Origin of the sequence: Actinophytocola algeriensis (assembly GCF_014203735.1) — a bacterium.
GTDB classification, from domain to species: domain Bacteria; phylum Actinomycetota; class Actinomycetes; order Mycobacteriales; family Pseudonocardiaceae; genus Actinophytocola; species Actinophytocola algeriensis.
The window spans coordinates 174587-190636 of sequence record NZ_JACHJQ010000011.1 but is presented as its reverse complement, the minus strand read 5'-3'; the positions used below and the strand labels follow the sequence as shown (position 1 = coordinate 190636).

The following is a 16050-nucleotide window of genomic DNA, read 5'->3' as shown; positions in this document are numbered from 1 at the left end:
CTCCGCTAAGACGCCTTCTTCCCTCCTGCGCGCGGATGCCCCTGGGCTCGTTCCTCGCGCAGGGACCTCCGTGCTCGTCAGTCCAGAAGGCGCCCGCTCCGTCTCTCCGCTCCCATTGCCTGTGACACAGAGGTTGCCCCATGGTTACTGAGATGGGACTGAGAGCGGCCTTCAACCTGAGAGTCCGCTGAGACGGTCCCCCACTGAACAGCGGTTACCGGGCATGCTGTGCGCATGAAGCCGCGCGTGCTGGTGGTCGACGACGAGCTGGGGGTCAGACGGGCGTTGCAGCGCGGGCTGGGGGCGGAGGGCATGGACGTCGTCACCGCCGCCGACGGCCCGTCCGCCCTGGACATCGCGCGCACCGGCGCGTTCGACGTGATCCTCCTGGACATCATGCTGCCGGGGCTGTCCGGCTACCGGGTGCTCCAGGCCCTGCGGGGTGAGGGCGTGACCACCCCGGTCCTGCTGGTGTCGGCGAAGGACGGCGAGATCGACCAGGCCGACGGGCTCGACCTCGGCGCCGACGGGTACGTGGTGAAGCCGTTCTCGTTCGTCGTGCTGGTCGCGCAGGTCCGGGCCGTGCTGCGGCGCGGGCAGGCGGAGGGCGCCGAGCGGCGGCTCAAGGTCGGTGAGCTGACCGTGGACCGGGCCGTGCGCGAGGTGCGGTTCGGCGGTGAGCTGGTGCCGCTGTCGCCGCGCGAGTTCGCGGTGCTGGAGGTGCTGGTCAGCCGCGCCGGCGCGGTCGTGACGAAGGACGAGCTGCTCAGGACCGTGTGGGGGGACGAGCTGGCCGCCACCCGCAACGCCGTCGAGGTCTACGTCGGCTACCTGCGGCGCAAGCTGGACGCGGCGGGCGCGGGTGGCATCGTGCGCACCGTGCGCGGTCACGGCTACCTGGCGTCCTCCATCGAGCTGGACGCCGTCCTGGAGCCCAAGCCGCGGTGAGCGGAGTGTTGGGCCGGGTGTTCGGCCGGCTGTGGCTGCGGCGGTCGCTGCGGTTCCGGATCACCACCGTCGGCACGGCGGTGACGCTCGTCGTGTTCCTCACGCTCGCCGTGGTGACAAGCCGGCTGATCGGGCCGCTGCTGGTCACGGCCGCCGACGCGCAGCTGCGGCCGATCCTGGCCGAGGCCCTCGCCGACGTGCGGTCGGGCGCCCCGGTCGACGCCGGGCCCGTCGGCATGGAGGCACGGGTCCTCGACACCGCAGGCACGCCGGTCGACGGCGACGACCCGCCGCCGCTGTCGCCGGGCGAGCTGCGGGTGCTCAAGGCGGGCGAGCCGGTGCTGCGGCTGTCGGAGGACCCGCCCCGCCGCTGGGTCGGGACGGTCGCGACCGCGCCGGGCGGCGAGCAGCGGCTGGTCGTCGTCGGCACGATCCTCACCGGCTACTGGGCCGCGCAGCACCGGGCGTTCAACTGGCTGGTGGTGGCCGCGCTGATCGGATCGGCCGCGGGCGGGATCGCCACGTGGCTCGGGGTGCGGTCGTCGCTGCGACCGGTGGAACGGATGCGGGCCGCGGCCGCCGGGCTCCCCGCCGGGCGGCGCCTGCCGCTGCCCGGCGCGCACGACGAGCTGCGGTCGCTGGCCGCCGCGCTCAACGGGCTGCTGGCCAGGCGGGACGAGGCGTCGGCGCGGCTGCGCAGGTTCACCGGCGACGCCGCGCACGAGCTGCGCTCGCCGGTCGCGTCGATCCGGGTGCAGGCCGAGGTGGCCGTGGCCAATCCGGACCCGGAGCTGTCGCAGGAGGTGCTCGCGGACGTGGTGGTCGAGTCGGAGCGGCTGTCGCTGCTGGTCGACGGGCTGCTGGCGCTCGCGCGGTCCGACGCGGGCGAGTGGCCCGCCGCGCTGCCCGTGGACGTGGTGGCCGCCGCCCGCTCCGCGATCGACCGGCTCCCCGACGACGCGCCCGTGGTCGGCACCCACCTCGCGCCGGGGGCGTGCTGGGTGGAGGCCGCGCCCGCGGAGGTCGACCTGGTGCTGGACAACCTGCTGCGCAACGCGGCCCGGCACGCCCGCGCCCGCATCACCGTCACCGTCCTGTCCAGGGCGAACACGGTGTGGCTGGTGGTGGACGACGACGGGCACGGCATCGCGCCCGAGCACCGCGAGCGGGTGTTCGACCGGTTCTACCGCGTGCAGGACGACCGGTCCCGCGACTCCGGTGGCGCCGGGCTCGGGCTCGCGCTGGTGGCGGAGGTCGTGCGGCGGCGCGGCGGCACGGTGAAGGTCACCGAGTCGCCGGAGGGCGGCGCGCGGTTCCAGGTGCGGTGGCGGGCGCTGACGTGATCCTCCGGACGACCGCTCTTGTCGACGTGCCGCGGCGGATCGTGTCCGCCGCGCTGCCCGTCGCCGACTTCCCGTCGCTGGGCGGGCACTTCCGGGTCGTCGAGGTCTTGGCGGACGGCTGGTCGGCGGTGGCCGTGCGCGGCCCTCGGGCGTACCGGCTCGACGTGCGGCTGGCCCAGACCCCCGCCGGGACGCTCGTGACGTGCTCGGCCGACTTCCGTGCGCGCGGCGGGATGCTCGCGCACCGGTCGCGGGTGCTCGCGGTGCTGGCGGAGCTGGCCGGTGGGGTGTGCTCGCGCGCGCTCGCGCTGGCCGGCGCGCCGGTGATCGTGGGGACGGCGATCGTGCGCGGCCGGTGCCTGCTGGCGCAGCAGCGGTCATACCCGGCGGACGCGGCCGGGCTGTGGGAGCTGCCCGGCGGGCGGGTCGAGCCCGGTGAGTCCGATGTGGACGCCGTCGCGCGGGAGTGCGCCGAGGAGCTGGGCGTCACGGTCGCGGTCGGTGCGGCGGTCGGCCCGGATGTGGCGCTGCCGAAGGGAAAGCTGCTGCGGATCTACCGCGCCACCCTCGTCGGCGACGCCGAGCCGCACCCGCACGACCACGCCGACCTGCGGTGGCTCACGGCCGGGCAGCTGGGTTCGGTGCCGTGGCTGCCCGCGGACCGGGTGCTCATCCCCGCCCTGCGGCAGCTGCTGCGTCAGAGCACGGCTGTCCGCTCGTAGAGGCTCGTCGGCCACCGCGCGTGCGGCGGATCGGCGACGTGGACGAACCCCGCGCGTTCGTAGTACCGCCGTAGCGCCGGGTTGTCGGCGGCGGTGGCGAGCCGGACGTGGCGAACGCCGCGCGCGGCGGCCTTCGCGGCGACCCAGTCGATGACGCGGTGACCGAGGCGGACGCCGTGCCGTACGACCGCGAGCCGGGAGACGTAGTAGGCCGGTGCCGCGTCCGCGCCCCAGAGCTCGCGGTCCTCCTCCGCGACGACGAGCGTCGCGACCGGCTGCCCGGCCTCCTCGGCCAGGAGCGCTTCACCCGCGTCGATCCGCGCCCGGACGGACCCCGCGGGGAACAGCTCGGGCCACTGCTCGACGCCCCGACCACGCAGCCAGGCCGCGGCCGCCGCCAGCAGGTCCAGCACGACGTCCTCCTCGCCGGGCCGGGCGGGCCGGATCAGCACGTCGCCGGACAGCGCCTCCGGACGGGCGAGGATGGCCATCGGCCGTCACGGCATGAACGCGGCGAACAGGGCGGGCATCAACCCGGCGTTGGGGTGGCGCAACGGCACGGTCAGCACCGGCTTCTCGATGCCGGCCTGGTAGATCCACACCATGCCCTGGTACGGCACGACACGGGTGATCGACTGCCAGGACGCGGAAACCGTCGGCTTGCGGCACACGATGCCGTCCTGGTTCACCTTCACGCTGCCGCCGACCGTGACGGTCTCGCCGCGGCGGACCCGGTCGACGAGGTCGGCGAGCAGCCGCGGCACCAGGTACCGCTCGGCCAGGTTCACGAGGAACGTCCAGACCTCGGGCGGGTCCTCGCTCTTGCCGGGGACGTACTCGTGCACGATGATCCTGCGCCCGACCGGGTACGGGTCCTTGCCCACCTCGAAGCTGTACTCGCTGTGGTGGGACGTCGGGGTCAGCATCCGCTTCGTGGCGGTGTGGGCCGCCCAGAAGGCGACCCACTCCACCTCGTCGAGCGCCATCGAGTGTCGGCCGTAGGTGATCACCCGAGGGTCTGCGTGGAGCTGTTTGCCCCGCAGCCTGGTGTCGAGTACCGGACCCTGATCGGGCTGCGCTGCCTCCGCTGGGCTCATGCGCCGACACTCTAGGTGAGACGGACCCGCTTCTTGAGCGGTTCGCGTCAGCCCACCCCCGCCAGGCGCAGGACCGTGCTCAGCCGGTGGCCGCCGCGTTCCGCCGCCCGTTCGCCGCCGAGCGCGCGGATCCGGTCCAGCTCCGCCGGATCGGCCAGCAGCTCACTGGTGCGTTCCCGCAGTGGCCGCAGCTCCTCGACCACCGCCTCCGCGACGGCGTCCTTCACCTCGCCGTACGACGAGTACCCGGCCACCACCTCGCGCGGGGACTTGCCCTGGCACGCGGCCAGGATCTCCAGCAGGTTCGCGAGACCCGGCTGGTGGTCCGGCCGGTACTCCAGCCGCCCGAGACTGTCGGTCACCGCGCGTTTCACCTTGCGGCGCAACAGGTCCGGCTCATCCAGCACGAACAGCACCCCCGCGGCGTCGCGGGCCGACTTGTCCATCTTGCGCGTCGGGTCGGTCAGGTCCTTGATCCGCGCGCCCGCGGGCGGGGTGACGGCCCTGGGCACCACCAACGCGTCCCCGTACGTGCTGTTGAACCGGCGGGCCAGCACCCGCGCCAGCTCGACGTGCTGGGCCTGGTCGTCGCCGACGGGCACCTCGTCGGCGCCCTGCAGGAGGATGTCGGCGGCCATCAGCACCGGGTAGGTGAACAGGCCGACCCGGACCGGCGTGCCCTCGTGCGTGCGGTCGGCGCTCTTCTCCTTGAACTGCGTCATCCGCGCCGCCTCCCCGAACGCGCACGAGCACTCCAGCACCCACGTCAGCGGCCCCAGCTGGTGCAGCAGGTCGGACTGGACGAACACGGTGTCCGGCTCGATCCCGGCCGCGATGAGGATGGCGAGCAGCTCACGGGTGCGCGACCGCAGCTTCTGCGGGTGGTAGGGCGTGGTCATGCCGTGCAGGTCGGACACGAAGTACAGGTCGTCCGGACCGCCCTCCCGCGTCCAGCGGCGCACGGCCCCCAGGTAGTTGCCGACGTGGGTGGGCCCGGACGGGGTGATGCCGGAGAGGCGGGTCATCGCTCGAACGCTCCTCGAGTTCGCGGCCACCCGCCGGGACCCCTGGAAAAGCAGAAGGCCGCCCGGTCGGGCGGCCTGTGGTCAACGCAACAGGAATTCGGCCGCCGTCAGGCGGCCCACCACATGGATGTTGTGACGTTGCGCATGCTCCCGACTATACGGGCCCGCTACTGTCCGCGGCCATGACCATCGTGATCCGCCTCCTCCAGCAGGTGCTGCTGCTCCTCGCGGTCGGCGCGGCGGTGACGGCCTTCCTGGTGGGCGCCGGCGTCGTCGAGGACGTCGACACCTGTGTGCTGACGCCCGAGGACGGCGACCACGAATCGTGCGGCCAGTACGAGGCGCAGGCCTCCGCGGCGTTCGCGATCGGCTCCTCGGGGGTGGCGGCGGCGCTCGTGGTGGTGGCGCTGAACGGGATGGTCCGGCCGAAGACGCAGGTCCAGGCCCCGCAGTACCCGCAGCAGCCGTCCGGTGCGTACCCGCACCAGCCGCACTAGGCGGCGTGCTTCAGCTCGCGCTTCGCGACCTTCACCTTGGCCCGCTTGAGCGCCAGCACCGGGCACTTCTTGCAGCGGGACTTCGACCGGCAGCACTTCTTCTTGACCTTGCCCGCCTTCGTCCACTTCCGCACGTAGTCCGCGGGCGTCTTCCGCTTGCCCAAAGTCGACTCCAACTCGAGGGGAACCGACTAAGGTTAAGCTAACCTTTGACCGGGCCGCCACTCCGGCCAGCTATCCTCGACATCGCGCGCGCCTTCTCTCGTGCGCAGCCAATGACGCCAGACCATGAATCAGGAGCACGCGCGTGCCCGCCACCGACACGATCACGCCCGCGATCGCCAGGACCGACCTCCGCAACGTCGCGATCGTCGCGCACGTCGACCACGGCAAGACCACGCTCGTCGACGCGATGCTCCGCCAGACCGGCGCCTTCTCGGCCCGCGCCGAACCCGTGGACCGGATCATGGACTCCGGCGACCTGGAACGTGAGAAGGGCATCACGATCCTCGCGAAGAACACCGCCGTGCACCGCGAGACGCCCGACGGGCCGGTCACCATCAACGTGATCGACACCCCTGGTCACGCGGACTTCGGCGGCGAGGTCGAGCGCGGGCTGTCCATGGTGGACGGCGTGGTGCTGCTCGTCGACGCGAGCGAGGGCCCGCTGCCCCAGACCCGCTTCGTGCTCCGCAAGACGCTCGCCGCCGGCCTGCCCGTCCTGCTCGTGGTGAACAAGGTCGACCGGCCGGACGCGCGCATCGAGGAGGTCGTCGCCGAGACGCACGACCTGCTGCTCGACCTCGCCACCGAACTGGACACGATCGACACCAACATCCTCGACCTGCCGGTCGTGTACGCCTCGGCCCGCGCAGGCCGCGCGTCGCTGACCGCGCCCGCCGACGGCGACCTGCCCGACAGCGAGAACCTCGACCCGCTGTTCGACGTGCTGCTCCAGCACGTGCCGCCGCCGTCGGGCGACCCGGAGGCGCCGCTGCGCGCACTGGTCACGAACCTCGACGCGTCCAGCTTCCTCGGCCGCATCGCGCTGTGCCGCGTGCACGCGGGCACCATCAGCAAGGGCCAGCAGGTCGCGTGGTGCCGCGCGGACGGCAGCATCACCAACGTCAAGATCACCGAGCTGCTGATCACGCAGAACCTCGAGCGGATCCCCGCCACCCAGGCGGAGGCAGGCGACATCGTCGCGATCGCGGGCATCCCCGAGATCACCATCGGTGACACGCTCGCCGACCCGGCCAACCCGCAGCCGCTGGAGCGCATCCACGTCGACGAGCCGGCCATCTCGGTCACCATCGGCGTCAACACCTCCCCGCTCGCCGGCCGCGGCGGCGGCACCAAGCTGACCGCGCGGATGCTGAAGAACCGGCTCGACTCCGAGCTGGTCGGCAACGTGTCGGTCCGCGTCCTGCCGACCGAGCGCCCCGACGCCTGGGAGGTCCAGGGCCGAGGCGAGCTGGCACTCGCGATCCTCGTGGAGACCATGCGCCGCGAGGGTTTCGAGCTGACCGTCGGCCGCCCCGAGGTCGTCACCCGGCACGTCGACGGGCAGCTGTGCGAGCCGTTCGAGCGGCTCACCGTGGACGCGCCGGAGGAGCACCTCGGTGCGATCACCCAGCTGCTCGCCGCCCGCAAGGGCCGCCTGGAGCACATGGGCGGGCACGGCACCGGGCGCGTCAAGGTCGAGTACGTCGTCCCGTCGCGCGGCCTGATCGGCTTCCGCACCGACTTCCTCACCGAGACCAGGGGCACCGGCATCGCGAACGCGATCTTCGAGGGCTACTTCCCGTGGGCGGGCCAGATCCGCGGCCGCCACTCCGGGTCGCTGGTCGCGGACCGGACCGGCTCGGTCACCAGCTACGCCATGATCCAGCTGGCCGACCGCGGCACGTTCTTCGTCGAGCCCGGCGCGGACGTGTACCAGGGCATGGTCGTCGGCGAGAACCCGCGCGCCGAGGACCTGGACGTCAACGTCACCAGGGAGAAGAAGCTCACCAACATGCGCTCCTCCACCGGTGACGAGCTTGAGCGCCTCGCCAGGCCGCGCAAGCTGGTGCTCGAGGAGGCGCTCGAGTTCTGCGCCACCGACGAGTGCGTCGAGGTCGCGCCCGACGTGGTGCGGATCCGCAAGGTCATCCTCGACAGCACACAGCGCGGCCGGGCACGGGCCCGCGAGAAGTCACGGGATGCCTGACAGACACCCGATGGGCGCTCCGCATGCTCCGCGCCGGTGCCGGAATGGCGCTCCGCATGCTCCGCGCCGGTGGAACCCACTGGCCCACTGACACGTCGATCCGGAAGGATGGCAGGGTCTCGGGGTGGGGAGGTGAGGCTGTTGCGGAAGCTGCTGGCCGCGTTCGTCGTGCTGGTCGCCATCGCAGGCTGCACCCCGGCGCCCCGCCTGAGCAACGCGCCGATCTCCTCACCTGCGAACACTCCGGTGGACACGGGTGAGGTCGTGGTCGGGGTCGACACGATCGCGGGTGGCTACAACCCGCACAACTTCGCCGACCAGTCCGCCATCACGACCGCGCTCTCGACGCTGCTGCTGCCGTCGGTGTTCCGGCCGGGCCCCGACGGCACGCCGCGGCTGGACCGCACGCTGATGACGTCCGCCGCGGTCACCCGCACCGAGCCCTACACCGTCACCTACCAGATCCGCGCCGACGCGTCCTGGTCCGACGCGGCGCCGATCGCCGCGGAGGACTTCGTGTACCTGCGCGAGCAGATGACGAGCCAGCCCGGCGTGGTGGACTCGGCGGGCTACCGGCTGATCTCCGACATCACCGCCCGCGACGGCGGCAAGGTCGTCGAGGTCGTCTTCGGCAAGCCCTACCCCGGCTGGCGGACGCTGTTCGACAACCTGCTGCCCGCGCACATCCTCAAGGACGCGCCCGGCGGCTGGACCGGCGCGCTGCAGACCAACTTCCCGGCCACCGGCGGCCCGTTCACGGTCAAGACACTCGACAACGACCGCGGCGAGGTCGTGCTGGAGCGAAACGACCGGTACTGGGCGGGCCCCGCGAAGCTCGACCGGATCGTGCTGCGCCGCACCGAACAGGACACGCTGGTCGACGCGCTCGAACAGGGCCACGACCAGATGGCGCTGGTGCGCACCGACTCCGTCGGCGCCGACACCATCGGCGAGCTCGCGCCCGCCGTCACCACCTCCACGGTCGCGCGCCCGTCCGTGACCACCGTCTACCTGCGACCCTCGCAGCGGCTCGCCGACCTGCCGGTGCGCCAGGCGCTGGTCGCGATGATCGACCGCGACCAGCTGGTCACCGTCGGCACCGGCAACGGCCCCGCCGCCCAGCTGCGCGCCGACGCGCAGGTGCTCGCGCCGACCGCACCCGGCTACCAGCCGACCAGGCCCGGCGCCGTCGGCTTCAACACACCGGCGGCGCAGACCCTGCTGACCGGCGCCGGGTACACCAGGACCAGCGCGGGCTGGGCCCGCGACGACAGGCCGCTCGAGCTGGTCATCGGCGCCGCCGAGGAACGGCCGGCCGACGTGCGGATCGCGAAGGACGTGCAGCGCCAGCTCGCGGCGGGCGGTGTGGTCGCCGAGGTCGCGGAGATGCCAGGGCAGGAGCTCTACGAGCGCCTGTACTCGACCGACACCGCCGACGCCATCGACATCGCGGTCACCTCCCGGCCCGCGGGCGGCGACCCGGCCACCACGCTGGCCACCGACTTCGGCTGCGTCACCGACGCCACCCCGCCGGAGCCGGTCAACCCGGTGGGCTACTGCGACCCCGCCGTCCAGCCGACCATCGACGCCGCACTCACCGGCTCACTGTCCGTGACCGAGGCGTTGACCTCCGTGGAGCCCGCGCTGTGGCGCGCGGCGGTCGCGATCCCGCTGTACCAGGAGGCGGATGTGCTCGCCGTGCGCGGCGAACTGTCGGGGGTCACCGCGGGCGCCGGGTTCGCGGGGCCGTTTGCCGGCGCGGCATTCTGGGTGCGTTCGACGAGTTAACGGAAAGCGGCGCGGTTACGGCGCTGTCACATTTGCCGCACACGCTATTCCCGGATTTACCACTTTCACGTTCCCGTTTCACGGCCGGGCGGACGTTCCCAGGTGGACATCCATGTGTAACCGCCCTTTTGAGTCACCACGTCAAATGTTCGCTTCGCAAGCTCCGCTCAACCCCCCGTTCGTTGGTTGCCGGTGACGGTTTTCAGCGCGCCGTAATCACGGCATCGCCCGCCGCCACCACCGTGTCACCCTTTGGTCACGATCAAGGCCAATCCCGTGACGGGACCAGGCGGAGTTCCTACCGTCCTGCAACGGTGCGTCAGCGACAGGACTCCGACGCGTCACAAGATCGACATGACACGTGGTCCGCACCTAACAGGGAGACGATCACGCGGCGGCACGGTGCTTCCCCCGACTGGCCCCCGCCGCGCGGTACCCACCGGCTCCGTGCACGATGTGTCACGACAACACCGGGCGCACGCTCGTCGAGTGCGTGCTCGCTCATGGAGGAACTATCTTGATGAGGAAACAAGCGTGGCTCCGGGCCGCGGCCGGCCTCACGGCTGCCGCGCTGGTGCTCACGGCGTGCTCCCAGAAGTCGAACGAGGGCTCCGGCGACTCGGACGGCGGCGACTCCGCCCCGTCCGCCGGCTGGCCGGAGACGCCGGATGTGGAGATCAAGGACGGCAAGCCGGGCGGCACCTTCCGCTTCGGCATCACCGAGCCGACCGCGATCGACCCCTACAACGGTCAGGAGTCCGAGGGCCTGCTGGTCACCAAGCAGCTGTTCACAGGCTTGGTGCAGGCTGACCCCGACGGCAACATCGAGCCCGGTGTCGCCGACAAGTGGGAAGCGAACGACGACTGCAGCCAGTGGACCTTCGACCTGAAGACGGGCACGAAGTTCCACAACGGTGAAGAGGTCAACTCCGAGTCGTTCAAGCGCGGCTGGGAGCGAGTCTCCGCCAAGGCGTCGGCCTCCGAGGTCGCCTACCACCTGACCGGCATCGAGGGCTTCGACGAGATGCAGGCCGGCACCGCGAACGCGCTGTCCGGCGTGGACGCCTCCGACCCGGCCAAGCTGGTCGTCAAGCTGACCGACCCGAACTGCGAGTGGTACGTCCGCACGGTTCACCCGGTGTTCAGCCCGGTGCCGTCGACCGCGGGCGCGCCCGCGACCAACACCGCGTACGTCGAGGCCCCGATCGGCAACGGCCCGTTCATGATGGACGGCCCGTGGCAGCACGACGTGGGCATCAAGCTCAAGCGTTTCGAGGACTACTCGATCGGTCACAAGGCGTACCTGGACTCCGTCGAGATCACGATCACGGCGAACGGCTCACAGGACGAGTACGCCGGCTACCAGAACGGCACCTTCGACTGGGCTCGCATGCCGACGCCGGTCCTGGAGCAGGCGCGCGCGACCTACGAGCCGCAGAACCAGTGGATCACCCGTAACACCAACGGCATGAACTACCTGCTGGTCATGGGGACGCAGAAGCCGCTCGACGACGTGAAGGCCCGCAAGGCCCTCTCGATGGCGATCGACCGCGACGCGATCATCAACGGTGTGTTCAAGGGCTCGATGACCCCGGCGACGGCGTTCGTGCCGCCGGTGTTCCCGGATGCCTTCCAGGAGGGCCTCTGCGAGGCGTGCACCTTCAACCTCGACGAGGCCAAGAAGCTCGCCAAGGAAGCCGGTCTGGCCGAGGGCACCGAGCTGAACTTCCAGTTCAACGTCGACGCGGGTCACGAGGAGTGGACCGCGGCGATCAAGGACCAGCTCGAGACCAACCTGGGCCTCAAGGTCAACCTGTCCGGTGTCCAGTTCCCCGACCTGCTGAACAACGAGCAGCAGCCGGGCGCCAGCGGCATCTACCGCGCGGCGTGGGGCGCCGACTACCCGACGCCGTCGAACTTCCTGCAGCCGCTGCTCTCGACCGAGGCCATCGGCGCCGGCCCGAGCGAGCCGACCACCGGTGACAACCGCGGCCGCTACAGCAACGAGAAGTTCGACCAGCTCCTCAAGGATGGTTTCGCCACCAAGGACGAGGCCGAGCGGATCAAGAAGTTCCAGGAGGCCGAGAAGATCGCCATCGGTGACGACCAGGCACTGATCCCGCTGTGGTACCGCACCCAGCACCGTCTGGCGAACACGGAGAAGTTCATCAACCTTCGTATGGACTTCAGCGAGAACCCGGACCTCTACGAGATCAGCATCAAGTAACTGAATAACCTGGGTGGCCGTGGTCTGAGTACTCAGACCACGGCCACCATCGGGTTGGGACCTCGATCCCGACCGGGGATGAGGTTTCGGAACGCTACGCTCAGAAAGCCGGCGCTAACCAATGGGGAAGTTCGTAATCCGCAGGCTCGCCCAGGCCGTCATGGTCGTGATCGCGGCGACGATCCTGCTGTTCATCGGCCTTTTCGTGCTCGGGGACCCCTTCGCCTCCAGTGGCGACAAGGTGGTGCCGCCTGAGACACAGGCGATCCTGCGTGAGAAGTTCGGCATGGACCAGTCCCTGCCGATGCAGTACCTGACCTACCTGGGCAACCTGGTCACCGGTGACCTCGGCATCGACCTGAACCAGAGACGCCCGGTGGCCGACATGATCGGCGCGGCCCTGCCGAACACCGCACGACTGGCGCTGATCGCGATCATCATCGACGTCATCATCGGTGTGGTCGCCGGCATCATCGCCGCCGTCTGGCGCTACTCCTTCTGGGACGTCCTGGTCACCATCATCACCACGCTCGCCATCGGCGTGCCGACCTTCGTGATCGGCGTCTGGCTGCGGCAGACCGTCTCCGGCGTCTGGATCTTCCCGCAGGTACCGAGAAGCTTCACCGAACTGGCACCGTGGTACACGGAAGTGCTGCTCCCCGCAGTCACCCTCGCGATCGTCGACGCGGCGTTCATCGCGAGGCTCATGCGTGGCTCCATGCTCGAGGTGCTGCGGATGGACTACATCCGCACCGCCCGCGCCAAGGGCCTCGGCGAGCGCACCGTGATCATGAAGCACGCCTTCCGGAACTCGATCATCCCCGTGGTCACCTACGTCGGCATCAGCATCGGCATCCTGCTGGGCGGCGCGATCATCACCGAGACGCTGTTCCAGTACAACGGCGTCGGGTATCTGCTGTACAGATCGATCCTGCAGAACAACAACCCGGTGATCATGGCCATCGTGACGTTCGCCGTCCTGATATACGTGCTGCTCAGCATGATCGTCGACATCTTGTACGCGTATCTGGATCCACGGATCAGGTTGAGCTGAGCGAGGAACTGACATGACCACCACACCCGACCCGGCCACGGCGGCACAGGCGGTGTTCGTCGAGTCGGCCGAGCACGCCGGCCCCGGCGAGGCACCGGAACCGCAGCAGCAGGGCAAGCAGAAGTCGCACGGCCAGTTCGCCGACATGTGGCGGCGGTTCCGGCGCAACAGGCTCGCCATGGCGGGTCTTGTCGTCGTCGTCATCCTGATCGTCCTGGCGCTGCTGCAGCCGGTCATCTCGCCGTACGACCCGTACGACCAGAACCTGCTGAACACGCTGGCGTCCCCCGGTGGCGACCACCTCATGGGCACCGACGCGCTCGGCCGCGACCTGTTCTCCGGGTTGCTGTACGGCCTGCGGCTCGCGCTGCTCGTCGGCCTGCTCACGATGCTCGGCTCGATGACCCTCGGCGTCACGCTCGGCGCGCTGGCCGGTTACCGCGGCAAGATCGCGGACGGGCTCGTCATGCGGACCACCGACATCTTCCTGGCGTTCCCGTTCCTGATCGGTGCGATCCTCGTGGTCCGCACCTTCGGCACCGGTGTCTTCCAGGTGATCATCGCGCTGGTGATCCTGGGCTGGCCGACCGCGGCCCGGCTGATGCGCGGCCAGATCCTCGCGCTGCGAGAGTCGGAGTACGTCGAGGCGGCGCGCTCGATCGGCGCGTCCGACTGGCGGATCGTGACCCGGCACATCCTGCCGAACGCCATCCAGCCGGTGTTCATCTACTCGTTCACCAGCATCGGTGTCGCGGTGGTCGCCATGGCGTCGCTCGCGTACCTCGGCGTCGGCGTCCCGCCGGACACCCCGGAGTGGGGCCGGATGATCAACATGGGCATCGAGCAGGTTCAGGTGGCAGGCAAGGACTTCCTGTGGATGTTCCCCAGCGCCGCGATCTGCCTGACCACCCTGGTGTTCGCGTTCGTGGCCGACGGCCTGCGCGACTCGCTGGACCCGAAGCTGCGATAGCCAGCCACACGCAAGGAGAACCACCCAGATGACCGGCTCTGCCGACATCGACCTCGACGGGCCACCAGCCCCACTGCTCGAGGTACGTGACCTGCGGGTCCACTTCAAGACCGACTACGGCACCGTCAAGGCCGTCGACGGCGTCTCGTGGAGCGTCAACGAGGGCGAAACCCTCGCGATCGTCGGCGAGTCCGGCTCCGGCAAGTCGGTGTCCGCGATGACGATCCTCGGCCTGGTGCCGTCGCCGCCTGCGACGTTCCCGTCCGGCGACATCTTCCTGCGCGGCCGATCGCTGCTGAAGATGCCGGAGCGCCAGCAGCGCAAGCTGCGGGGCAGCCAGATCGCGATGATCTTCCAGGACCCGCTGACCGCGCTGAACCCGGTGTTCAAGGTCGGCGACCAGATCGCGGAGATGGTGCGCACACACCAGGACGTCTCCAAGCACACCGCCAAGAAGCGGGCGCTGGACCTGCTCGGCGAGGTCGGCATCCCGAACCCGGCGGTGCGGATCAACCAGTACCCGCACGAGTTCTCCGGCGGCATGCGCCAGCGCGCGATGATCGCGATGGCGCTCGCCAACGACCCGCACGTGCTGCTGGCCGACGAGCCGACCACCGCGCTCGACGTGACCGTGCAGGCGCAGATCATGGCGCTGCTGGAGAAGCTGCAGGAGGACCGCAACACCGCGATCGTGCTGATCACGCACGACCTCGGCGTGGTGGCGTCCTACGCGGACCGGATCAACGTCATGTACGCGGGCCGGATCGTCGAGTCGGGCACGGCGGACGAGATCTTCTACTCGCCCCGGCACGCCTACACCTACGGTCTGCTGTCCTCCCTGCCGAGGATGGACCAGTCGCGGCAGGCGAGGCTGCAGCCGATCAAGGGCATCCCGCCGTCACTGGCGAGGGTGCCGCAGGGCTGCCCGTTCCACCCGCGCTGCACGTTCGCGACGGACGCCTGCCTGCCGCAGGTGCCCGAGCTGATGCCGGTGGACGGGGCCGGGCACAGCGCGGCGTGCGTGCACAGTGATCGAGTGGCGATCGCCTATGACGAGAGGGTGACCCAATGACCGCGGCAGCTCCGCAGGGCGGGCTTGGGACGGCCGACGCGGCCCGGCAGCCGATGCTCGAGGTGCGCAACCTCGTCAAGCACTTCCCGATCCGCTCCGGCGTGTTCTTCAAGCGCACGATCGGCCAGGTCAAGGCGGTCGACGGCGTCGACCTGAACGTCTACCGCGGGCAGACGGTCGCGCTGGTCGGCGAGTCCGGCTGCGGCAAGTCGACGACCGCGCGGGCGATCCTGCGCCTGCTGGAGCCGACGGCGGGCGAGGTCGTGCTCGACGGTGTCAACGTGACCGGGCTCGGCAAGCAGGACCTGCGCAAGGCGCGCCGGGACATGCAGATCGTGTTCCAGGACCCGTACGCGTCGCTGAACCCGCGCATGACGATCCGGCAGATCCTCTCCGAGAAGTTCCAGCTGCTCGGACAGGAGGTGAACCGCAAGACCATCAGCGACCTGCTGGACACGGTCGGCCTCGCCGAGGAGTACGCGGACCGCTACCCGCACGAGTTCTCCGGCGGTCAGCGCCAGCGCGTCGGCATCGCCCGCGCGATCGCGATGAACCCGAAGTTCATCGTGCTGGACGAGCCGGTGTCGGCGCTGGACGTGTCGATCCAGGCCCAGATCGTGAACCTGCTGGAGGACCTGCAGGACGAGCTGGGGCTGACGTACCTGTTCATCGCGCACGACCTGTCCGTGGTCCGGCACATCGCCGACCGCGTCGCGGTGATGTACCTCGGCAGCGTGGTGGAGATCGCGGACCGGGACGACCTGTTCGACCGGCCGTACCACCCGTACACCCAGGCCCTGATCTCCGCGGTGCCGATCCCGGACCCGAGGCTGGAGCGGCGGCGCGAACGCATCGTGCTGCGCGGCGACGTGCCGAACCCGGCCAACCCGCCGTCGGGCTGCCGGTTCCGCACCCGCTGCTGGAAGTTCGAGCAGTTGTCCGAGTCCGACCAGCGGCGCTGCATCGAGGAGCCGCCGCCGCTGTACGACGTCGGCGACAACCCTGGGCACCAGGCGTCGTGCCACTTCGCGTCTCTCCGCGAGGTCGTGCGCGCCTGACCGGTCCGGGAAAGGCGCGTCCGGGCGTTCCCGGGCG

15 protein-coding genes are annotated in these 16050 nt (G+C 70.5%); 11 read left to right on the top strand and 4 right to left on the bottom strand.

What is annotated here, in order from left to right; all coding sequences use genetic code 11:
- Positions 1–234 precede the first annotated feature (234 nt).
- From FHR82_RS40375 to FHR82_RS47835, 3 genes are read left to right on the top strand one after another with little or no spacing between them, the layout of a single operon-like run.
- Positions 235–948 carry a response regulator transcription factor gene (locus tag FHR82_RS40375; protein WP_184815935.1) on the top strand — a complete coding sequence of 238 codons (714 nt, stop codon included), beginning with the start codon at positions 235–237 and terminating at the stop codon, positions 946–948.
- Entirely contained in the window at positions 945–2291 is a 1347-nt protein-coding gene (locus FHR82_RS40370) for a sensor histidine kinase (protein ID WP_311771509.1), read from the top strand. Before FHR82_RS40375 ends, FHR82_RS40370 begins: the two co-directional genes overlap by 4 nt.
- Positions 2273–3013 (top strand): (deoxy)nucleoside triphosphate pyrophosphohydrolase, encoded by a 741-nt coding sequence (locus FHR82_RS47835; RefSeq protein ID WP_311771508.1) that lies wholly within the window; start codon positions 2273–2275, stop codon positions 3011–3013. Before FHR82_RS40370 ends, FHR82_RS47835 begins: the two co-directional genes overlap by 19 nt.
- Here FHR82_RS47835 and FHR82_RS40360 read toward each other — a convergent pair.
- Genes FHR82_RS40360 through trpS form a run of 3 tightly spaced genes read right to left on the bottom strand, consistent with a single transcriptional unit; the run spans position 2989 to position 5135 of the window.
- Entirely contained in the window at positions 2989–3504 is a 516-nt protein-coding gene (locus FHR82_RS40360; protein WP_184815933.1) for a GNAT family N-acetyltransferase, read from the bottom strand. The two genes, FHR82_RS47835 and FHR82_RS40360, sit on opposite strands and share 25 nt — an antisense overlap.
- 6 nt (positions 3505–3510) lie before the next feature.
- Positions 3511–4110: a hypothetical protein gene (locus FHR82_RS40355; protein ID WP_184815932.1), complete on the bottom strand. Its 600-nt coding sequence runs from the start codon at positions 4108–4110 to the stop codon at positions 3511–3513.
- A 47-nt stretch (positions 4111–4157) separates the two neighbouring features.
- The gene (gene trpS / locus FHR82_RS40350) at positions 4158–5135 is read right to left on the bottom strand and encodes a tryptophan--tRNA ligase (protein ID WP_184815931.1); all 978 of its coding nucleotides are present in this window, start codon (positions 5133–5135) and stop codon (positions 4158–4160) included.
- 182 nt (positions 5136–5317) lie between these two features.
- Here trpS and FHR82_RS40345 point away from each other — a divergent pair, with 182 nt between their 5' ends.
- Positions 5318–5632: a hypothetical protein gene (locus FHR82_RS40345; protein WP_184815930.1), complete on the top strand. Its 315-nt coding sequence runs from the start codon at positions 5318–5320 to the stop codon at positions 5630–5632.
- Here FHR82_RS40345 and FHR82_RS40340 read toward each other — a convergent pair.
- Positions 5629–5796: a hypothetical protein gene (locus FHR82_RS40340; RefSeq protein ID WP_184815929.1), complete on the bottom strand. Its 168-nt coding sequence runs from the start codon at positions 5794–5796 to the stop codon at positions 5629–5631. The genes FHR82_RS40345 and FHR82_RS40340 overlap by 4 nt on opposite strands.
- Before the next feature lie 143 nt (positions 5797–5939).
- Between FHR82_RS40340 and typA the strand changes: the two genes are divergently transcribed.
- From typA to FHR82_RS40305, 7 genes are all read left to right on the top strand, one after another.
- Positions 5940–7844: a translational GTPase TypA gene (gene typA, locus FHR82_RS40335; RefSeq protein WP_311771507.1), complete on the top strand. Its 1905-nt coding sequence runs from the start codon at positions 5940–5942 to the stop codon at positions 7842–7844.
- A gap of 108 nt (positions 7845–7952) precedes the next feature.
- Positions 7953–9632 carry an ABC transporter family substrate-binding protein gene (locus tag FHR82_RS40330; protein WP_184815928.1) on the top strand — a complete coding sequence of 560 codons (1680 nt, stop codon included), beginning with the start codon at positions 7953–7955 and terminating at the stop codon, positions 9630–9632.
- Between the two features lie 520 nt (positions 9633–10152).
- Positions 10153–11859 carry a peptide ABC transporter substrate-binding protein gene (locus FHR82_RS40325; protein ID WP_184815926.1) on the top strand — a complete coding sequence of 569 codons (1707 nt, stop codon included), beginning with the start codon at positions 10153–10155 and terminating at the stop codon, positions 11857–11859.
- A 121-nt stretch (positions 11860–11980) separates the two neighbouring features.
- Positions 11981–12913 carry an ABC transporter permease gene (locus FHR82_RS40320; protein ID WP_184815924.1) on the top strand — a complete coding sequence of 311 codons (933 nt, stop codon included), beginning with the start codon at positions 11981–11983 and terminating at the stop codon, positions 12911–12913.
- A 13-nt stretch (positions 12914–12926) separates the two neighbouring features.
- Positions 12927–13883, top strand: coding sequence for an ABC transporter permease (locus FHR82_RS40315; RefSeq protein WP_184815922.1), 957 nt, complete (start codon positions 12927–12929; stop codon positions 13881–13883).
- A gap of 28 nt (positions 13884–13911) precedes the next feature.
- Positions 13912–14955 carry an ABC transporter ATP-binding protein gene (locus FHR82_RS40310; protein WP_221464881.1) on the top strand — a complete coding sequence of 348 codons (1044 nt, stop codon included), beginning with the start codon at positions 13912–13914 and terminating at the stop codon, positions 14953–14955.
- The gene (locus FHR82_RS40305; protein WP_184815921.1) at positions 14952–16013 is read left to right on the top strand and encodes an ABC transporter ATP-binding protein; all 1062 of its coding nucleotides are present in this window, start codon (positions 14952–14954) and stop codon (positions 16011–16013) included. The genes FHR82_RS40310 and FHR82_RS40305 overlap by 4 nt, the downstream gene beginning before the upstream one ends.
- The last annotated feature ends 37 nt before the right edge of the window (positions 16014–16050 follow it).

Excerpts from the sequence above, each read along its gene's own strand:
- FHR82_RS40375 (WP_184815935.1), top strand. The coding sequence starts at position 235 with ATGAAGCCGCGCGTGCTGGTGGTCGACGACGAGCTGGGGGTCAGACGG.
- FHR82_RS40360 (WP_184815933.1), bottom strand. The coding sequence starts at position 3,504 with ATGGCCATCCTCGCCCGTCCGGAGGCGCTGTCCGGCGACGTGCTGATC.
- FHR82_RS40355 (WP_184815932.1), bottom strand. The coding sequence starts at position 4,110 with ATGAGCCCAGCGGAGGCAGCGCAGCCCGATCAGGGTCCGGTACTCGAC.
- trpS (WP_184815931.1), bottom strand. The coding sequence starts at position 5,135 with ATGACCCGCCTCTCCGGCATCACCCCGTCCGGGCCCACCCACGTCGGC.
- FHR82_RS40345 (WP_184815930.1), top strand. The coding sequence starts at position 5,318 with ATGACCATCGTGATCCGCCTCCTCCAGCAGGTGCTGCTGCTCCTCGCG.
- FHR82_RS40330 (WP_184815928.1), top strand. The coding sequence starts at position 7,953 with ATGGCAGGGTCTCGGGGTGGGGAGGTGAGGCTGTTGCGGAAGCTGCTG.
- FHR82_RS40325 (WP_184815926.1), top strand. The coding sequence starts at position 10,153 with ATGAGGAAACAAGCGTGGCTCCGGGCCGCGGCCGGCCTCACGGCTGCC.
- FHR82_RS40320 (WP_184815924.1), top strand. The coding sequence starts at position 11,981 with ATGGGGAAGTTCGTAATCCGCAGGCTCGCCCAGGCCGTCATGGTCGTG.
- FHR82_RS40315 (WP_184815922.1), top strand. The coding sequence starts at position 12,927 with ATGACCACCACACCCGACCCGGCCACGGCGGCACAGGCGGTGTTCGTC.
- FHR82_RS40310 (WP_221464881.1), top strand. The coding sequence starts at position 13,912 with ATGACCGGCTCTGCCGACATCGACCTCGACGGGCCACCAGCCCCACTG.
- FHR82_RS40305 (WP_184815921.1), top strand. The coding sequence starts at position 14,952 with ATGACCGCGGCAGCTCCGCAGGGCGGGCTTGGGACGGCCGACGCGGCC.